This is a genomic window from Rhizobium rhizoryzae (genome assembly GCF_011046895.1).
Taxonomy (GTDB): domain Bacteria; phylum Pseudomonadota; class Alphaproteobacteria; order Rhizobiales; family Rhizobiaceae; genus Neorhizobium; species Neorhizobium rhizoryzae.
The window spans coordinates 778398-792845 of record NZ_CP049250.1 but is presented as its reverse complement, the minus strand read 5'-3'; the positions used below and the strand labels follow the sequence as shown (position 1 = coordinate 792845).

General features: G+C 58.6%; 16 protein-coding genes. 11 read left to right on the top strand and 5 right to left on the bottom strand.

All coding sequences use genetic code 11. The features are described 5' to 3' along the window. The first annotated feature begins 120 nt into the window (after nt 1–120). On the top strand, nt 121–1428 hold the full coding sequence (gene pncB, locus G6N80_RS10045) for a nicotinate phosphoribosyltransferase (RefSeq protein ID WP_062555459.1): 1308 nt from the start codon (nt 121–123) through the stop codon (nt 1426–1428). 47 nt (nt 1429–1475) lie between these two features. Here the strand turns inward: pncB and G6N80_RS10040 are convergent, their stop codons facing one another. Then, the gene (locus G6N80_RS10040; protein WP_062555029.1) at nt 1476–1871 is read right to left on the bottom strand and encodes a DUF1236 domain-containing protein; all 396 of its coding nucleotides are present in this window, start codon (nt 1869–1871) and stop codon (nt 1476–1478) included. 205 nt (nt 1872–2076) lie between these two features. On the opposite strand from G6N80_RS10040, the gene G6N80_RS10035 reads away from it, so the two are divergent. Together G6N80_RS10035 and G6N80_RS10030 are read left to right on the top strand one after the other, a co-directional pair. Continuing rightward, entirely contained in the window at nt 2077–3201 is a 1125-nt protein-coding gene (locus tag G6N80_RS10035; protein ID WP_165133484.1) for a carbohydrate kinase, read from the top strand. Nucleotides 3202–3204: 3 nt separating this feature from the next. After that, the gene (locus tag G6N80_RS10030; RefSeq protein ID WP_165133481.1) at nt 3205–4128 is read left to right on the top strand and encodes a pseudouridine-5'-phosphate glycosidase; all 924 of its coding nucleotides are present in this window, start codon (nt 3205–3207) and stop codon (nt 4126–4128) included. Between the two features lie 46 nt (nt 4129–4174). Here G6N80_RS10030 and G6N80_RS10025 read toward each other — a convergent pair whose 3' ends face one another. Next, nucleotides 4175–5116, bottom strand: coding sequence for a nucleoside hydrolase (locus G6N80_RS10025; protein ID WP_165133478.1), 942 nt, complete (start codon nt 5114–5116; stop codon nt 4175–4177). Nucleotides 5117–5269: 153 nt separating this feature from the next. On the opposite strand from G6N80_RS10025, the gene G6N80_RS10020 reads away from it, so the two are divergent. After that, nucleotides 5270–6052, top strand: a complete 783-nt coding sequence (locus G6N80_RS10020) for an SDR family NAD(P)-dependent oxidoreductase (RefSeq protein WP_062555032.1) — start codon at nt 5270–5272, stop codon at nt 6050–6052. A 38-nt stretch (nt 6053–6090) separates the two neighbouring features. On the opposite strand, the gene G6N80_RS10015 is transcribed toward G6N80_RS10020, so the two are convergent. The 3 genes from G6N80_RS10015 to G6N80_RS10005 are packed head-to-tail and all read right to left on the bottom strand — an operon-like array spanning nt 6091 to nt 9464. Then, on the bottom strand, nt 6091–7311 hold the full coding sequence (locus tag G6N80_RS10015) for an SAM-dependent methyltransferase (RefSeq protein ID WP_165133475.1): 1221 nt from the start codon (nt 7309–7311) through the stop codon (nt 6091–6093). Nucleotides 7312–7326: 15 nt separating this feature from the next. Beyond that, nucleotides 7327–8124, bottom strand: coding sequence for a DUF1365 domain-containing protein (locus G6N80_RS10010; protein WP_165133472.1), 798 nt, complete (start codon nt 8122–8124; stop codon nt 7327–7329). Next, nucleotides 8121–9464 (bottom strand): NAD(P)/FAD-dependent oxidoreductase, encoded by a 1344-nt coding sequence (locus G6N80_RS10005; RefSeq protein ID WP_165133469.1) that lies wholly within the window; start codon nt 9462–9464, stop codon nt 8121–8123. Before G6N80_RS10005 ends, G6N80_RS10010 begins: the two co-directional genes overlap by 4 nt. 227 nt (nt 9465–9691) lie before the next feature. Between G6N80_RS10005 and G6N80_RS10000 the strand changes: the two genes are divergently transcribed. The 7 genes from G6N80_RS10000 to G6N80_RS09970 all read left to right on the top strand — a co-directional run bounded on the left by G6N80_RS10000 (nt 9692) and on the right by G6N80_RS09970 (nt 14441). Next, nucleotides 9692–10258 carry a sigma-70 family RNA polymerase sigma factor gene (locus G6N80_RS10000; RefSeq protein ID WP_244484752.1) on the top strand — a complete coding sequence of 189 codons (567 nt, stop codon included), beginning with the start codon at nt 9692–9694 and terminating at the stop codon, nt 10256–10258. Next, nucleotides 10255–10911 carry a ChrR family anti-sigma-E factor gene (locus G6N80_RS09995; RefSeq protein ID WP_062555036.1) on the top strand — a complete coding sequence of 219 codons (657 nt, stop codon included), beginning with the start codon at nt 10255–10257 and terminating at the stop codon, nt 10909–10911. The genes G6N80_RS10000 and G6N80_RS09995 overlap by 4 nt, the downstream gene beginning before the upstream one ends. Before the next feature lie 59 nt (nt 10912–10970). Further along, nucleotides 10971–11375: a DUF2177 family protein gene (locus tag G6N80_RS09990; protein WP_062555037.1), complete on the top strand. Its 405-nt coding sequence runs from the start codon at nt 10971–10973 to the stop codon at nt 11373–11375. Between the two features lie 91 nt (nt 11376–11466). Further along, a complete protein-coding gene (locus G6N80_RS09985) occupies nt 11467–12129 on the top strand; it encodes a nutrient deprivation-induced protein (RefSeq protein WP_165133466.1) in 663 nt (220 codons plus the stop codon). Beyond that, nucleotides 12122–12538, top strand: coding sequence for a phage holin family protein (locus G6N80_RS09980; protein WP_062555039.1), 417 nt, complete (start codon nt 12122–12124; stop codon nt 12536–12538). Before G6N80_RS09985 ends, G6N80_RS09980 begins: the two co-directional genes overlap by 8 nt. Continuing rightward, nucleotides 12538–13539: a DUF3618 domain-containing protein gene (locus tag G6N80_RS09975; RefSeq protein ID WP_165133463.1), complete on the top strand. Its 1002-nt coding sequence runs from the start codon at nt 12538–12540 to the stop codon at nt 13537–13539. Before G6N80_RS09980 ends, G6N80_RS09975 begins: the two co-directional genes overlap by 1 nt. 86 nt (nt 13540–13625) lie before the next feature. After that, entirely contained in the window at nt 13626–14441 is an 816-nt protein-coding gene (locus tag G6N80_RS09970) for a DUF1206 domain-containing protein (protein ID WP_165133460.1), read from the top strand. Nucleotides 14442–14448: the final 7 nt, after the last annotated feature.

Here is a 14448-nt window from a genome sequence, read left to right as displayed (position 1 = left end):
GATATGATGGCTGGACATCCTATCGGCTTTTTTCGATAACAACCGGCGAGGTTGTCAGTCGATGCCTCGATCAGAGGAAGTGCAAACGCGCCGTTCTTCGGCCGTTGGGCAAAGGCAATCATGGCAACCAAGACCGATATTGCAAAGCGCGTCTACAATCACACCTGGAAACTCGATCCGATCGTTCGAAGCCTGATCGATACGGATTTCTACAAGCTTCTGATGCTGCAGATGATCTGGAAGCTTTATCCGCAGGTCGACGTGACCTTCTCGCTGATCAATCGTACCAAGCGTGTGCGGCTGGCCGACGAGATCGATGAAGGCGAATTGCGGGCGCAACTGGACCATGCGCGAACGCTTCGGCTTTCAAAAAAGGAAGCGATCTGGCTGGCCGGTAACAGCTTCTATGGCAAGTCGCAGATTTTCGAGCCGGATTTTCTCGCCTTCCTTGCCAATTATCAATTGCCTGAATACGAGCTTTCCAAGCGCGACGGTCAGTATGAACTGACCTTCCATGGTCGCTGGGTGGATACTACCATGTGGGAGATCCCGGCGCTTGCGATCATCAACGAACTGCGTTCACGGGCAGCGATCCGGTCATTAGGCCTCTTCACGCTGGATGTTCTCTATGCCCGCGCCAAGGCCCGCATGTGGGAAAAGGTAGAGCGCCTGCGTTCGCTTCCGGGCCTGCGGATTTCCGACTTCGGTACCCGTCGCCGCCATAGCTTTCTCTGGCAGCGCTGGTGCGTGGAAGCGTTGAAGGAAGGCGTGGGGCCTGCTTTTACCGGTACCAGCAACGTCCTTCTGGCCATGGATTCCGATCTGGAAGCGGTGGGAACGAATGCCCATGAACTCCCCATGGTCATGGCGGCCTTGGCTAACAGTGATGAAGAGCTGCGGGCTGCGCCCTATCAGGTTCTGAAAGACTGGAACCGGCTCTATGGCGGCAATCTGCTGATCGTACTGCCGGACGCCTATGGCACGACGGCCTTTCTGCGCAATGCGCCGGAATGGGTGGCAGACTGGACGGGCTTCAGGCCGGACAGCGCGCCGCCAATCGAAGGCGGCGAGAAGATCATCGAATGGTGGAAGAAGATGGGGCGGGATCCGCGCCAGAAGCTGCTGATTTTTTCCGATGGCTTGGACGTCGATGCAATCATCGACACCTATCAGCATTTTCAGGGGAAGGTGCGCATGTCCTTCGGTTGGGGTACAAACCTGACGAATGATTTCGCAGGCTGCGCTCCCGAAGACATAGCCGGTCTGAAGCCGATTTCCATCGTTTGCAAGGTAAGTGAGGCGAACGGCCGTCCTGCCGTCAAACTCTCTGACAATCCGTTGAAGGCCACGGGCGATCCGTCCGAAGTCGAGAGATATCTGAAGTTCTTTGGACAGGAAGATCTGGTCGAGCACGAAATCTTCGTCTGACCAAATGCTGTGAAGCGGGCCGCGTGGCCCGCCTCACGGTACACAGCTTATTCGATGATCTGCACGACCGTATGGGTGCGGGGATCGACGATCACGCGCTGATCGTTGACGATCGCGTAGGAATATTCCCGGTGCTGCGGAACCGGCGTCAGCACGACGGTTTCCGGCAGAGGTTCACCGACAACTACCTTACGTTCGACAACAACGGGTGCTGCGACCGGTTGCTCGCGAACATAGGTAACGACCTCGCGCGGCGGCGGATCAATGGCTGTGCCAAGTGCGGCACCCGCAATGCCACCAACGGCCGCACCGATGGGACCGCCCACGATTGCGCCTGTGACGGCGCCGCCGGCCGCACCGCTGACCGTGCCATCCTGAGCAGAAGCTGTACCAATCGTGGCGAGGGTCAGAACTGCCGTGGCAGCCAGAATGATCTTACGCATAAGTTTATCTCCTCTCGTTGTTTCGGTTCGGCTCAAGAACTCCCAATGTCGACAACCCGTTCCCGAGTCTCGCACACGAAAAGTGATAGAAAGTAATTTTTTGCGAGCGAGATCGTGTCGACGGAAAGCGGGTAGATGCATAAAACATCTGTTTACACAATAAACATTTGTTGATAAAACGGCACTCTCGCCATAGGGATTGATGATGTTCGCCGACCTAGCTCAACAGGAAGCTGCCGTACTCAAGCTGATTGAGGACAATCCGTTTGTCGGACAGCAAGAGATTGCCGATGCTCTGGGGCTGGCGCGTTCCACGGTGGCAGCGCATATCGTCCAGCTTGTTCAGAAGGGCTATATCCTGGGACGTGGCTATGTCCTGCCCCACGTGTCTCGTGTCGTGTGCATGGGCGGCGCCGTCTTCGATCGAAAATATCGCGCGCGCCAACCGCTGGTTCCTGAAACATCGAACCCGGTCGATGGAATGCGTAGCTTTGGCGGTGTTGCGCGTAATGTTGCTGAAAATCTTGGCCTTCTGGGTGCCTCGACCAGTTTCATTTCCATTCTCGGCGATGATGAAACAGGCAGTACACTGCTGGCGCATCTGCGACAGATCGGTATCGACGTCTCTCAGGTGCTAACGAGCAGGGAACGCCCGACTGCGGAATATGCCGCTGTCCTCGATGAGAAAGGAGATCTGTCCATCGGTCTGGCGGATATGGGCATCTTCGACCTGTTCCAGCCCGCCCATCTGGAAAAGGTCTGGCCGCATCTCGCTTCTGCTAACCTTGTGTTCTGCGATTGCAACCTGCCAGCCGAAACCCTGAGGCTGTTGATCGAGCGCCGCAAGGATGCGCGCTTCCGCCTGGCCTTCGATGCCGTTTCCACACACAAGGTCATGCGACTGCCGGATGATCTCAGCGGCATCGACTTTCTGTTCATGAACCTGGACGAAGCCAATGCGCTGATGGCGCGGCGCTCGCTCGGTCCTTTCCGGGACGCCGAAGCGGCTGCCCTTGCCCTTGTAAATGCCGGCGTTTCCCATGCGATCGTGACGCGTGGCGCATCCGGTGCTGTCGTTGCCGAAGGAACGCAGGTTCGAGCCGTTCCTGCGGTCACGGCAGAACCCGTTGAAATGACAGGTGCGGGCGATGCAATGATTGCCGGAACGCTGCAGGCCTTGCTCTCTGGAAAACCTGCCTTCGAAGCTGCACGCATCGGCACACTGCTGGGTGCCTTGACCACCGAAAGCGCCGCCAGCGTTCACCCCGAACTCTCCCCCCGCTTCCTGGAAGCGAACATGCACCGGCTGCAGCCGGTTGAAAGGATTTGAGACATGACCCTTCACAAACCGAAACTCAGCCGCGAAGTGGCGGAGGCTCTTGCCGCGGGTGGCCCTGTCGTTGCACTGGAATCGACCATCATCACCCATGGCATGCCCTATCCCGCCAATCTTGAGACGGCGCTGGCCGTGGAAGATGTTGTTCGGGAGAACGGTGCCGTGCCCGCGACGATCGCTGTGATCGACGGTGAGCTCCGCGCCGGTCTGGAGCGTGCCGAGCTTGAGGCGCTGGCGCAGGCCAAGGGCGTGGTGAAAGCCTCCGGTCGTGATCTGGCGGTTGCCATGGTACGCAAGCAGTCAGCAGGAACAACGGTTTCCGCCACCATGCTGCTTGCCGATCTCGCAGGCATCGATATCTTCGCGACCGGTGGCGTGGGTGGCGTACATCGCGGTGCCGAGCAGAGCTTCGATATCTCCGCCGACCTGACGGAACTGGGCCGCACGAAGACAGCAGTCGTCTGCGCGGGCGTCAAATCCATCCTCGATATTGCCAAGACGCTGGAATATCTGGAAACCCAGCGCGTGCCCGTCATTGCCTATGGCACGGACGAGTTTCCGGCCTTCTTCACCCGAACCAGCGGCTTCAAGGCAGATCACCGGCTGGATGCGGCGGAAGAGATCGCCAGCGCCATGCACCTGCATCACAAGCTTGGAACCGGAACTGGCCTGCTGATTGCCAATCCGATCCCTGAGGAAGCCGCTCTTTCCAACGCATTCATCGACGGCACGATTGCCGATGCGGTACGCGAGGCGGAAGAACGCGGCATTGGCCGCAAGGAACTGACACCCTTCCTGCTGGCGCGCATCAACGAGCTTTCCAAGGGTGAAAGCCTGAAGGCCAACATCGCGCTGGTAAAGAACAATGCCGCACTCGCAGCACGCATGGCCGTCGCCTACGCGGCGCTGAAAAAGGGCTGATCGGCAAGAGTGGCGGCTCAAGCTTCGGCATGAGCCGCCTCAATGATTACGCTGGCAGACGTGCCAGACGCTCTGTCAGAAGCGCGTAAAAGCCATCGGCATCGACATCGCGCATGAAGGTCGCATTCTTCGGGCGGTTGGTGACGCCCCACCAGTCGGCAACCGTCATGCCCTTGGTGAGTGCGCTATCCGCTTCGATTTCCACATTGCAGAGACGGCCCGAATAAAGCTCCGGCTTGATGAGATAGGCGATGACATTCGGATCGTGCAGCGGTCCGCCATCGGTGCCGTATTTCTGCTCATCGAAACGCTCGAAGAATTCCAGCCAGCCGACAACCGCTTCCGAAAGCGGCGTGCCAAGCGCCTTGATGGCGGCGACACGCTTGGCCGTTGTCAGCACCTGGTGCGTGACGTCCAACGGCATCATGACGATGGGTGCACCGCAGCCGAACACGATCTTGGCGGCAGCCGGATCGACGAAAATGTTGAACTCGGCGGCAGGCGTGACATTGCCGCCCTCGAACAGGCCGCCGCCCATCAACACGATCTTCTGGATGCGTTCAGCAAGCTTCGGCTCGCGCTTCAGTGCGGTTCCGAGGTTGGTCAGCGGACCGAGGGTGCAGATGACGATGCTGCCCGGCTCGCTGTTCATGACGGTCTCGATGATGAAATCGACGCCGTGCTGCCCCTGAAGCGGCATTGTCGGCTCCGGCAGATCAGCACCATCCATGCCCGTGGCGCCATGCACATATTCGGCGGTGAACAGCGTACCCTCCATGGGGCCATCGCAGCCTGCAAACACCTTCACGTCGGAGCGTCCGGCCAGTTCGCAAACCTTGCGGATGTTTTTCGACGTCAGCGCTACCGGCACGTTACCAGCTGCCGCCGTGATGCCCAGCACCTCGATTTCCGGACTTCCCAGCGCCAGAAGAATGGCAAGCGCATCGTCCTGGCCCGGATCTGTATCGATGATGATCTTTTGCGGCATGATAGGTCTCTTCTTGGTCTTGTAAGGCAAGCGCCTTGATAAGCATCAAGCGATGGATGTTGCATGTTGCGCCACGCTCGACAAGCCTGTGCAACGACGGCTTGAGAACCAAATCCGTCGCTCTGCGTAGTAGAAGGCAAATGGAGGCTTTCGATGACAGACACCACCCTATCGTCCCCGCAAGTGCAGACGGGGAAGCTTGCCTGGATCACGGGTGCCAGCTCGGGTATTGGACGTGCAGTGGCAATCAAGCTCGCGCGTGAAGGCTACCGCGTGGCGGCAAGCGCTCGCAGCGCTGACAAGCTGATGGAGCTTCAGGCCGAAATGCCGGACCGGATCTTTGCCTTTCCGCTGGACGTGACGGACCGTGCCGCCGCAAGTTCGGTCGCAAACGCCATCCGGGCCAGCCTCGGGCCGATCGATCTGGCCATTTTTTCCGCCGGGAGCTACAAGCGCGACAGCGTTCGTCGTTTCGACAGCGGAGCCTTTGCAGAAACACTGAACCTGAATGTCATCGGCACCGCCCATACGCTGGAAGCGGTGATACCGGACATGGTCGCCCGCCGAAACGGCGAAATATGCGTCGTCGCCTCCGTTGCAGGCTATGTCGGTTTGCCGGGCGGCGGGTTCTACGGAGCCACGAAAGCAGCTCTCAACAATCTCTGCGAAGCGCTTTATCCGGAACTGGAGCGGGAAGGGGTGCGCATGCGTGTCATCAATCCCGGCTTCGTCGATACGCCTCTGACCGCCAAGAACGATTTTCCGATGCCATTTCTCATCAGCGTCGATGAGGCAGCAGAGAGCATCGTCGATGGTCTGAAGACAAACAAGTTCGAGATCATCTTCCCGTGGAAGATGGCGCTTGCCATCAAGTTCCTGCATGCGCTGCCACACAGGCTGCGATTTGCACTGACCCGGAAGATGCTGCGGAAATGAAGGGGCCTCTCCCGGGATATTGATCCCGGGAGAGGCCGTCAGGCAGATTTTGCCAAACGGAACTGCGCGACGTCGATCCGGCCGGTACGAAAACCGACAGCGCAGTAATGCAGGTAGTAGTGCCACATGCGGAAGAACCGCTCGTCAAATCCCAGCGGCGCGATCTTCGCCCAGGTCGCCTGGAAAGCCCGATCCCAGACGAGCAGGGTCCGTTCGTAATCCCGGCCAAACCGGAAGCAATCCTGAACCTTCAACCTCGCCTTTTCGGCAATCTCGCCGAAATTGGTCACCGTCGGCAGCATGCCGCCTGGGAAGATGTAGGTCTGGATGAAATCCGCGTGCCGTCGATAGAGCTCGAAGCGGCTCTCATCAATGGTGATGACCTGGATCATGGCTTCCCCGCCGGGCACCAGCAAATCACGCACCTGCTCGAAATAAATCGGCCAATGTTCTTCGCCGACCGCCTCGAACATCTCGATCGAGACGATCTTGGTGAACTGGCCGCGCACATCGCGGTAATCCTCGAGGCGGATCTCTCCGCGTTCGGCAAGTCCGGCATCTGCCAGCCGCTGGCGCGCATAGGCTGCCTGTTCCTTGGAAAGGGTGAGACCCGTCACACGGCATCCCGTTTCGCGGATCGCCTGTTCCATGAAACCGCCCCAGCCGCAGCCGATTTCCAGGACATGGTCGTCCGGACCAATGCCGAGATCGCGAATGATCCGACCGTATTTTTCACGCTGCGCCTCTTCAAGCGGCATGTCTGCTCGCGTGTAGATCGCTGACGAATAGGTCATCGATCTGTCCAGCCAGAGCCGATAGAAATCATTGCCGAGATCATAGTGGAAGGCGATGTTGCGGCGGCTCCCCGCCTTGGAATTACGGCGAAGGCGGTGACGCAGATGTGCCAGCCGGCCAAACAGCGCCATTGGCTTGACGAGTTTTTCCCAATCCTTCTCGTTGGCCATGGCGAGATCGAGAACATTGCCAAGATCCGGTGTCGACCAGTCTCCATCCATGTAGGCGCGGGCAAAGCCAAGGCTTCCACCGGTCATCACCTGCCGCAAGACACTTGCGCGATGGAAGCGGATGGTAGCCGACGGACCCTGCGCGCTGTTGCCAAAATGGTATTCACGCCCTGTCGGAAACACCACCGTCAGGCGACCATGGCGTGTGCGCGCCAGCATGCGGCACAGCATCTTCTCCCAGAAGGGTCGGCGCTCTGTGACGAGAACGGGATCTCCATGTCCGGCATGCGTCATGATGCACTCCTCCACTCAAACAATGGTCTGTTCCACCGAGCTCGCAACCCGCTCCGCCGCGGGCTTGTGCCTGTAGATCGGCACACCCTTCAGCCAGAGACGAAGCGCCTCCCAGTGGATTCCCGCCATGACCTTCATGGTCATCAGCGGATAACGCATGAAGACGCGGGCAAGACCCGCATCGGATAGTTCGGAACGTGCGCCGGCAAAACTTGCATAGAGCAAATCGCCCTCGGCATCGCGTTCATTGATCGCCACCTTCACCTTGTCGCCCGTTATATTGGCTCCGGGTGGGAGGATATCGAAGTCGTAGGCGCAGTCCATCGGAACAAACGGAGAGACGTACATGGCCTTCTCGCAGGAATGGCGAACCGGGCCTTCCCGATGAGAACCCGCCGGTATTACGTAGGTATGCCGCTCATGGAATGTATTGCAGACCTCGTAGAGCAGCGCCAGAAGATTGCCCTGTTTGTCTTCGCAGAAATAGACCGTCAACGGATTGAAAACATATCCGAAGATGCGCGGATAACATAGAACCCGAATGCGTGCCGGGAAGGTCTCGATCCCTGCCATGCGCAAGTGATTTTCGGCCCAGGCTCTGAGCCCGTTCCTCTCGCCGTTTCCGTGATCCTGATCGTAGAAACTGAACAATGCGCGGCGGTTATGGCCGAAAAGCTTCAGCGAACGGTCGAGCAGCGGAAGTTCATCCAGATCCAGCAATAGCGAGAAGACGCGGTAGCGCAGGCGATGCGTCTTCGGCCGGTGCCGGGCATGGATCACGGTGCCAGCATAGATGGCAGATGATAGGGTCATTCTGCCGCTGCCAGAAGGGGGGTGGAAAAGATCCGGCCCGACTCGTCCGCGACCTGCCAGGGGCGGCGTGAGCCTGTTGCGGCCTCTGCGGCGGCAAGTCCTGCCTGCAGACCATCCTCATGGAAGCCGCTGCCGAAATGGGCGCCACAGAAGAATGTGTTCCGGCGCCCCTGGAGATCCCAGATCCGCTTTTGAGCTGCCATGGCGCTGAGGTCGAACAGCGGATGCGTATAATTGTACGTCGCGACGATCTTGTCCTCGCGGATCTCACGGCAGGCATTCAGCGTGACAAACAGGTTTTGACGACGGTCGAGATCCTGCAACAGATTCATCCAGTAGGTCACGCAGAGCGGAGCCCCGTCAACTGCCTGCCGACCGGCAATGTAATTCCAGCTGGACCAGACAGATTTACGCTTCGGCATCAGGTTTTCATCGCTATGAAGGACCGCAACATTGTCCGTGTATCGGAAGGATCCGAGAATTTCACGCTCAAGGTTATCTGCATCACCCAGCATGGACAAAGCATCGTTGGCATGGGTTGCGATTATCACGTCGTCGAAGCGGTCGGCGTGACCGGACTTGTCGGTCACGATCACGCCGTTTGCCATCCGTTGAATGCGGGCTACCGGCGTCGAGAGGCGGATCTCGCCGGCAAAGTCGGCAATCAGGCGGCTGACATATTCGCGGCTGCCACCCAGAACGGTGCGCCAGCGAGGACGGCCCTTGAGGAGGATCAGACCGTGATGAACGAAGAAGCGTACGAAGGCGTGAAGCGGATAGGCCCGCATGTCGATCGTGGTCATCGACCAGATGGCAGCCCCCATCGGCAGAAGATGATCTTCAATGAAGGCTTTCGAATAGTTTTCGCGGTCGAGATATTCGCCGAGCGTCAGACCCTCAAGCTCCGGACGCTTCAGAAGGCCTTCGGCTTCGCGATAGAACCGCAACACATCCGTCAGCATCCGCCAGAAGCGCGGGCGGGCGATGTTCAACCGCTGTCCGAGAAGCCCCTTCAGACCGGTGCCGGAATATTCAAACCTTCCATCGTCGATGGAGGCCGCAAAGCTCATGTCGGAAGCAATGGTCGGCACATTCAGGTGCTGGAACAGAGCCACCAGATTGGGATAATTCTTGTCATTATAAACGATGAACCCCGTATCGACAGGGATATCGCCATAGGCAGTGGGAACGATTGCCGTATTGGAGTGACCGCCAAGACGATGATCCGCTTCATAAAGCACGACCTGATTGGATCGTGAGGCAAGCCACGCTGCAGACAGGCCGCTGATGCCAGACCCGATAACCGCAATGCGACGATTTCCTGCCGTGTATGAAACCATTTTGATTTTCCACTGTTTACCTATGCTTAGCCTCTACGGCGGCAATCACGAAACGGATTGCTGATAAATTTCTTTTCCCTCCCATGATCCGCCGCCGGATGTCTGGCGTAACGCCAATCATGAGCTTGACTGTTTCCATCTCGGCAAGGACGTGCCACAACGAACAACAAGCGGCCAAACGGCCGCGTGCTCGCGTTCAGCTTGGCCAAAGGATGAAACGGACTGATTTGACTACGCCGGAACATGAACTTTCCCCGGCAGACTTGTCCAAGTTGCTGACCCGTGTCGGGCAGCAGCGCGACGTGGATGCCTTTGAAACACTGTTCCGCCATTACGGGCCGCGCGTGCGCTCCTTCATGGCGATGAAGACCAGGGACACGCAGCTCGCGGAAGAGCTGATGCAAGAAACGATGATGGCCGTCTGGAACAAGGCGGTGCAGTTCGATCCGGCGCGAGGCAATGTCTCCGCGTGGATCTTTACCATAGCCAGAAACCAGCGGATTGACGCGTTTCGTCGCAAACGCCCAATGTTCGATGAAAATGATCCGGCGTTTGTGAAGGACGATATCCCGCCTGCGGATCTGGAGCTCGAAGAGCGCCAGGATGCGGAGCTTCTTCGCAAGGCCATGGAAACACTGCCGCCAGAGCAGCTCGACGTTCTGAAGCGTGCCTTCTTCGATGAGGCATCGCATTCGACGATCGCGCAGGACATGGGCATTCCTCTTGGAACTGTGAAGTCCCGTATCCGGTTGGCCTTTGAGAAATTGCGTTCGACCCTGGAGGCCGTGCGATGAACGTTCAACATCAAGTCAGCGACGAGCTTTTGCTCGACTACGCATCTGGAAACCTGTCGGAAGGCTGGAGCTTGGCTGTTGCCACGCATCTCGCGCTTTGTCCGCAGGCTCGCCGCCGCCTTCAGGCCATGGAAGGTGCGGCCGGTGCCTTGTTCGACAAGATTTCCGTCAGCGCAAAGGCGACGGACGCCGACTGGGACAAGATGAAGGCGAAGCTTTCCGGTTCTCGGAGCGCTGGTCATACTGTTGCCCGGCCATCCCAATCGGAAGGCGTCATCCCGGAGCCGCTGCGCTCGTATCTGGGTGGCGATGTGTCCAGCCTGAAGTGGAAGGCACTTGGACGTGGCGCCTATCAGATCCGTATCGACACCGGGGATCCGGACACCCAGGTGCGCCTGCTTCGCATTCCGGCCGGAAAGCCGGTGCCGGAGCACACGCATGACGGTCGTGAGTTGACGCTTGTTCTGGCTGGCAGTTTCCACGACGGTCAGGACCTGTTTGCCCGTGGCGATCTGGAAGAGGCAGATGGCTCGCTTCTCCACACCCCGACCGCCACGGAAGGTGAGGACTGCATCTGTCTTGCAGTGACGGAACGTCCGCTGAAATTCTCAAGCTGGGTCGTGAGAATGATCCAGCCAATCCTCAAGATCTGAGGTTCCATCAGCCGGTCCCCTGACCGGCTGATTTTTTTGGTAAGTGAAAGGAAGTACTGATGTATGTCTACGTGGTGGCCTACCTTGCGACAGCGGCAGTCTTCTTCGGTCTCGATTTTGTCTGGCTCGGCAAGGTCGCGACCGGCTTCTATCGAAGCCAGCTCGGCGACATGATGCGCGAGCGCCCGGATTTTCTGGCAGCCGGTGCCTTTTATCTGATCTATGTGGCCGGTCTCGTCTATTTCGCCGTACAGCCCTATTTGTCCGGCGGCAGCTGGACGCAGGCGCTGTTGTCCGGCGCAATCCTCGGTCTCATCGCTTACGGGACCTATGACATGACCAATCTTTCCACATTGAAAAACTGGCCGCTCGCCATGAGCCTCGTGGATATGGCCTGGGGAACGATCCTTTCCGGTGTCGCGGCCGCCGCAGGCCTTGCGATCACGCAAAAAATTGTCGGCTGAGCCGCTTTAACAAGCTCCACTCTTCTCTGGAACAAAGCGCATTCACTCCTGTTCGGTCCTGCAGAGCCAGGATCGTCAACAGGAGAGAGACATGACAGACAGGGACACTACCTTCCCCGGAGATGGTCGCGCGAGCGCCACCTATGGCAGCATGCGGCCGGAACCCGGTCAGACATCCGCCTCGTCCAAGCCGCCTATGGTTGAACTGAGCCAGAAGGCCAAGGATGATGTTGCCGAGGTCAAGGATATCGCAAGAGACAAGATCTCGCAGGCGACCACGAAAGCCGAGGAACTGGCCGATAGCCAGAAGGGATACGCCGCCGAGCGCGTGGCGGGACTAGCTCAGGCGATGGAAAAGGTTGGTGCCGAGCTTGAACAGGGCGAGAACCGCGAAGTCGGCCGAATGGCGCGCCAGATGGGTGAAAGTGTCCATCGGTTTGCGGACGACATCAAGGGCCGCAACATGGGCGAGATTGCAGGCATGGCGGAAGACTTTGGTCGACGCCAGCCACTTGCGTTTCTTGGACTTGCTGCAATGGCAGGTCTTGCGGCAAGCCGCTTCGTAAGAGCATCGGCCAGCCGCCAGGCAGGCTCGTCTCAGACCACATCGACAGGCGATCTTCACGCTCGCCATTCTGCTGCGGAATCCGCGATGCGCCAGGCTCCTGCCACCAGTGCTCCTGCGTCCCCGCCGTCCGGCACCTCCAGTGCTGGTTCTTCGATCCCTCGCGCGACAGGAGCGTCGAATGTCTAATCCCGTTGAAAACCGCCCCTTGTCTGAACTTCTGACTGGCCTCGTGGGCGATGTGTCCGGCCTGTTTCGCAAAGAGATCAATCTGGCGAAAGCAGAGGCCTCTGAAAAAGTCTCCAAGGCCATGACAGGCGTCGAGATGATGGCGGCAGGCCTCGTGTTTGCTATCGGTGCCATCGGCGTCTTGCTTGCAGCAGTCGTCAGCGGGCTTTCGGCCCTCCTGCTTTCAATGGGCTTTGCTGAACGCAATGCAGACGCCATCGCAGCTGTGGTTGTGGGTCTCGTCGTCGCCGTCATTGGCTGGGGCATGATTTCGCGCGGCCTCGCTGTGTTGAAGGGCAGCTCGATGAACCTCGACCGCACGACCCATTCCCTGCAACGCGATGTTCAGGTGCTGAAGGAGAGAACATAATGGCCTATTCCACGGAACGCACCCCGGAAGAGATCGAGCGCGAAATCGAACAGGATCGCCAGCGCATCAACGCCAAGCTCGACGAGATCCAGAACCGCATGTCTCCCGGTCAGCTTGTCGATGAAGCAATCGCGTACGCGAAGGGGAGTGGCGGCGCGGAGTTTCTCTCGAACCTCACCGACTCCATGAAATCGAACCCGATCCCTGTGGCCCTGATGGGTGTTAGCCTGGCCTGGCTCATGTCCGGCCAGAAACCTTCGGCTCAATCGGATCTCGGAAAGTCGGAAGAGCATCCGCTGGTACCCGTGACCGGCACAATACGCCGCACAGGCCCTGTCGAGCAGATCGGTGAAAGTCGCTACAGCCACTTTACGGATGAGGCAGGCGCGAAATTCAGGGCAATGTCCGATGCTGCAGGAAATCGTGCCGGACACTTTACGGATGAGGCTGGGAGGACCTATCGCGGCTTCGCGGATAAAACAGGTCGGCAGATCCACGATATCCGGGACGAGACCGGACGCCTGTTCGACGAAGCCTCAGGCTGGGTCGCTGCATCCTGGCAGGATCTCAAACATTCGGCTGCCCGTGCTGGTCACCACGTTTCGGAGGCGGGACGCAGCGCAGGCCGCACGACGATGGACATGGGCGCTTCTGTCCGGGATTCGGCACAGGCTCTCAATGAAACGATCTTTCGCCAGTTTCGTGATCAACCGCTTGTGGGTGGCGCTCTCGCTTTCGCTGTCGGCGCGGCCATTGGCGCTGCGCTTCCTCGGACAGAGCGCGAGGACGCTCTGATGGGCGAACTGTCCGATGACGTGAAAGGCAAGGTGGCGGCAGAAGCGTCTCACGCCATGGACAAGGCGGAAGCCGTGGCAACGGAGGTCTCGCACACCGCAGCCGCTGTTGTTTCTGACGTCCATGATGCTGCGAAAGACCGCATTGTCGAAGAGGCGCGCCAGTTCCGCACCCCGAGCAATGGGTCGGCGCCACGCCCGCATTAAGCGTGGGTCACCCGTTATGTCTTCGTCATGAAACAACAGAGGCCCGTCACGCGTTGACGGGCCTCTTCCTTTGAAAGATTGGACCCATGGGCAGCGAAAAATTCGAATGGATGGCAAGAGCAGGCTATGCTGCACGCGGGCTGGTTTATGTTCTCGTGGGAATGATGGCGGTCCTTGGCAGTATCGGTGGCGGTAGCCCGGATTCTGAATCCGCACTACAAATGGTGCTGTCTCAGCCATTTGGTCGTATCTGGCTCGGATTTATCGGCCTCTGTCTCATTGGATTCATTGTTTGGCGGCTGGCCCAGTCGCTTGCCAATGCGGATAACCATCCGGCTGACCTGAAGGGCTACGTGGTCAGGGCCGGATTGTTGATCAGCGCCATTACCTATAGCGGTCTGGCTCTATTTGCCGTGACACACGCATTGATGATGAGGAGGGGCGAATCTGGTGGTGGCTCTTCCAGTTGGACCGCATGGTTGATGCAGCAACCCTACGGTCGCTATCTGGTCGGGATTGTTGGTCTCTGCATCCTTGGTGCTGGTGCAGCCCACATCGTCAAAGGCATCCGACGCAGCTACCATCGCTATCTGGCCTTCGACGCCAATTTGCATCCCGCGCTGGACAGTTGTTGCGTTTATGGTCTCGTCGCCAAGGGTATCGTCTTCCTGATCATTGCAGTATTTTTTCTCTATGCGGCTTTCATGGTTGATCCGGACCAGGCGGGAAGCATGGCCGACGCCTTGACATGGGTTCGTCAATTACCCTTGGGTGGCGTGCTTTATCTCGCGATCGGTGTTGGTCTGGCCTGTTTCGGTATCTATGGCTTCGTCGAGGCCCGTTACCGTCGCGTTGCACCCCCAAGCCTTGATCAGGCCCGTCGCTCCATTCCCGCCATCTGAGGCAACA

Bases quoted from the DNA above. Each gene is read 5' to 3' on its own strand.
- G6N80_RS09970 (WP_165133460.1), top strand. From the start codon at position 13,626: ATGGGCAGCGAAAAATTCGAATGGATGGCAAGAGCAGGCTATGCTGCA.
- G6N80_RS10010 (WP_165133472.1), bottom strand. From the start codon at position 8,124: ATGACCCTATCATCTGCCATCTATGCTGGCACCGTGATCCATGCCCGG.
- G6N80_RS10040 (WP_062555029.1), bottom strand. From the start codon at position 1,871: ATGCGTAAGATCATTCTGGCTGCCACGGCAGTTCTGACCCTCGCCACG.
- G6N80_RS10015 (WP_165133475.1), bottom strand. From the start codon at position 7,311: ATGACGCATGCCGGACATGGAGATCCCGTTCTCGTCACAGAGCGCCGA.
- G6N80_RS09985 (WP_165133466.1), top strand. From the start codon at position 11,467: ATGACAGACAGGGACACTACCTTCCCCGGAGATGGTCGCGCGAGCGCC.
- G6N80_RS10005 (WP_165133469.1), bottom strand. From the start codon at position 9,464: ATGGTTTCATACACGGCAGGAAATCGTCGCATTGCGGTTATCGGGTCT.
- G6N80_RS10030 (WP_165133481.1), top strand. From the start codon at position 3,205: ATGACCCTTCACAAACCGAAACTCAGCCGCGAAGTGGCGGAGGCTCTT.
- G6N80_RS09980 (WP_062555039.1), top strand. From the start codon at position 12,122: ATGTCTAATCCCGTTGAAAACCGCCCCTTGTCTGAACTTCTGACTGGC.
- pncB (WP_062555459.1), top strand. From the start codon at position 121: ATGGCAACCAAGACCGATATTGCAAAGCGCGTCTACAATCACACCTGG.
- G6N80_RS10025 (WP_165133478.1), bottom strand. From the start codon at position 5,116: ATGCCGCAAAAGATCATCATCGATACAGATCCGGGCCAGGACGATGCG.
- G6N80_RS09995 (WP_062555036.1), top strand. From the start codon at position 10,255: ATGAACGTTCAACATCAAGTCAGCGACGAGCTTTTGCTCGACTACGCA.
- G6N80_RS10020 (WP_062555032.1), top strand. From the start codon at position 5,270: ATGACAGACACCACCCTATCGTCCCCGCAAGTGCAGACGGGGAAGCTT.
- G6N80_RS09975 (WP_165133463.1), top strand. From the start codon at position 12,538: ATGGCCTATTCCACGGAACGCACCCCGGAAGAGATCGAGCGCGAAATC.
- G6N80_RS10035 (WP_165133484.1), top strand. From the start codon at position 2,077: ATGTTCGCCGACCTAGCTCAACAGGAAGCTGCCGTACTCAAGCTGATT.
- G6N80_RS09990 (WP_062555037.1), top strand. From the start codon at position 10,971: ATGTATGTCTACGTGGTGGCCTACCTTGCGACAGCGGCAGTCTTCTTC.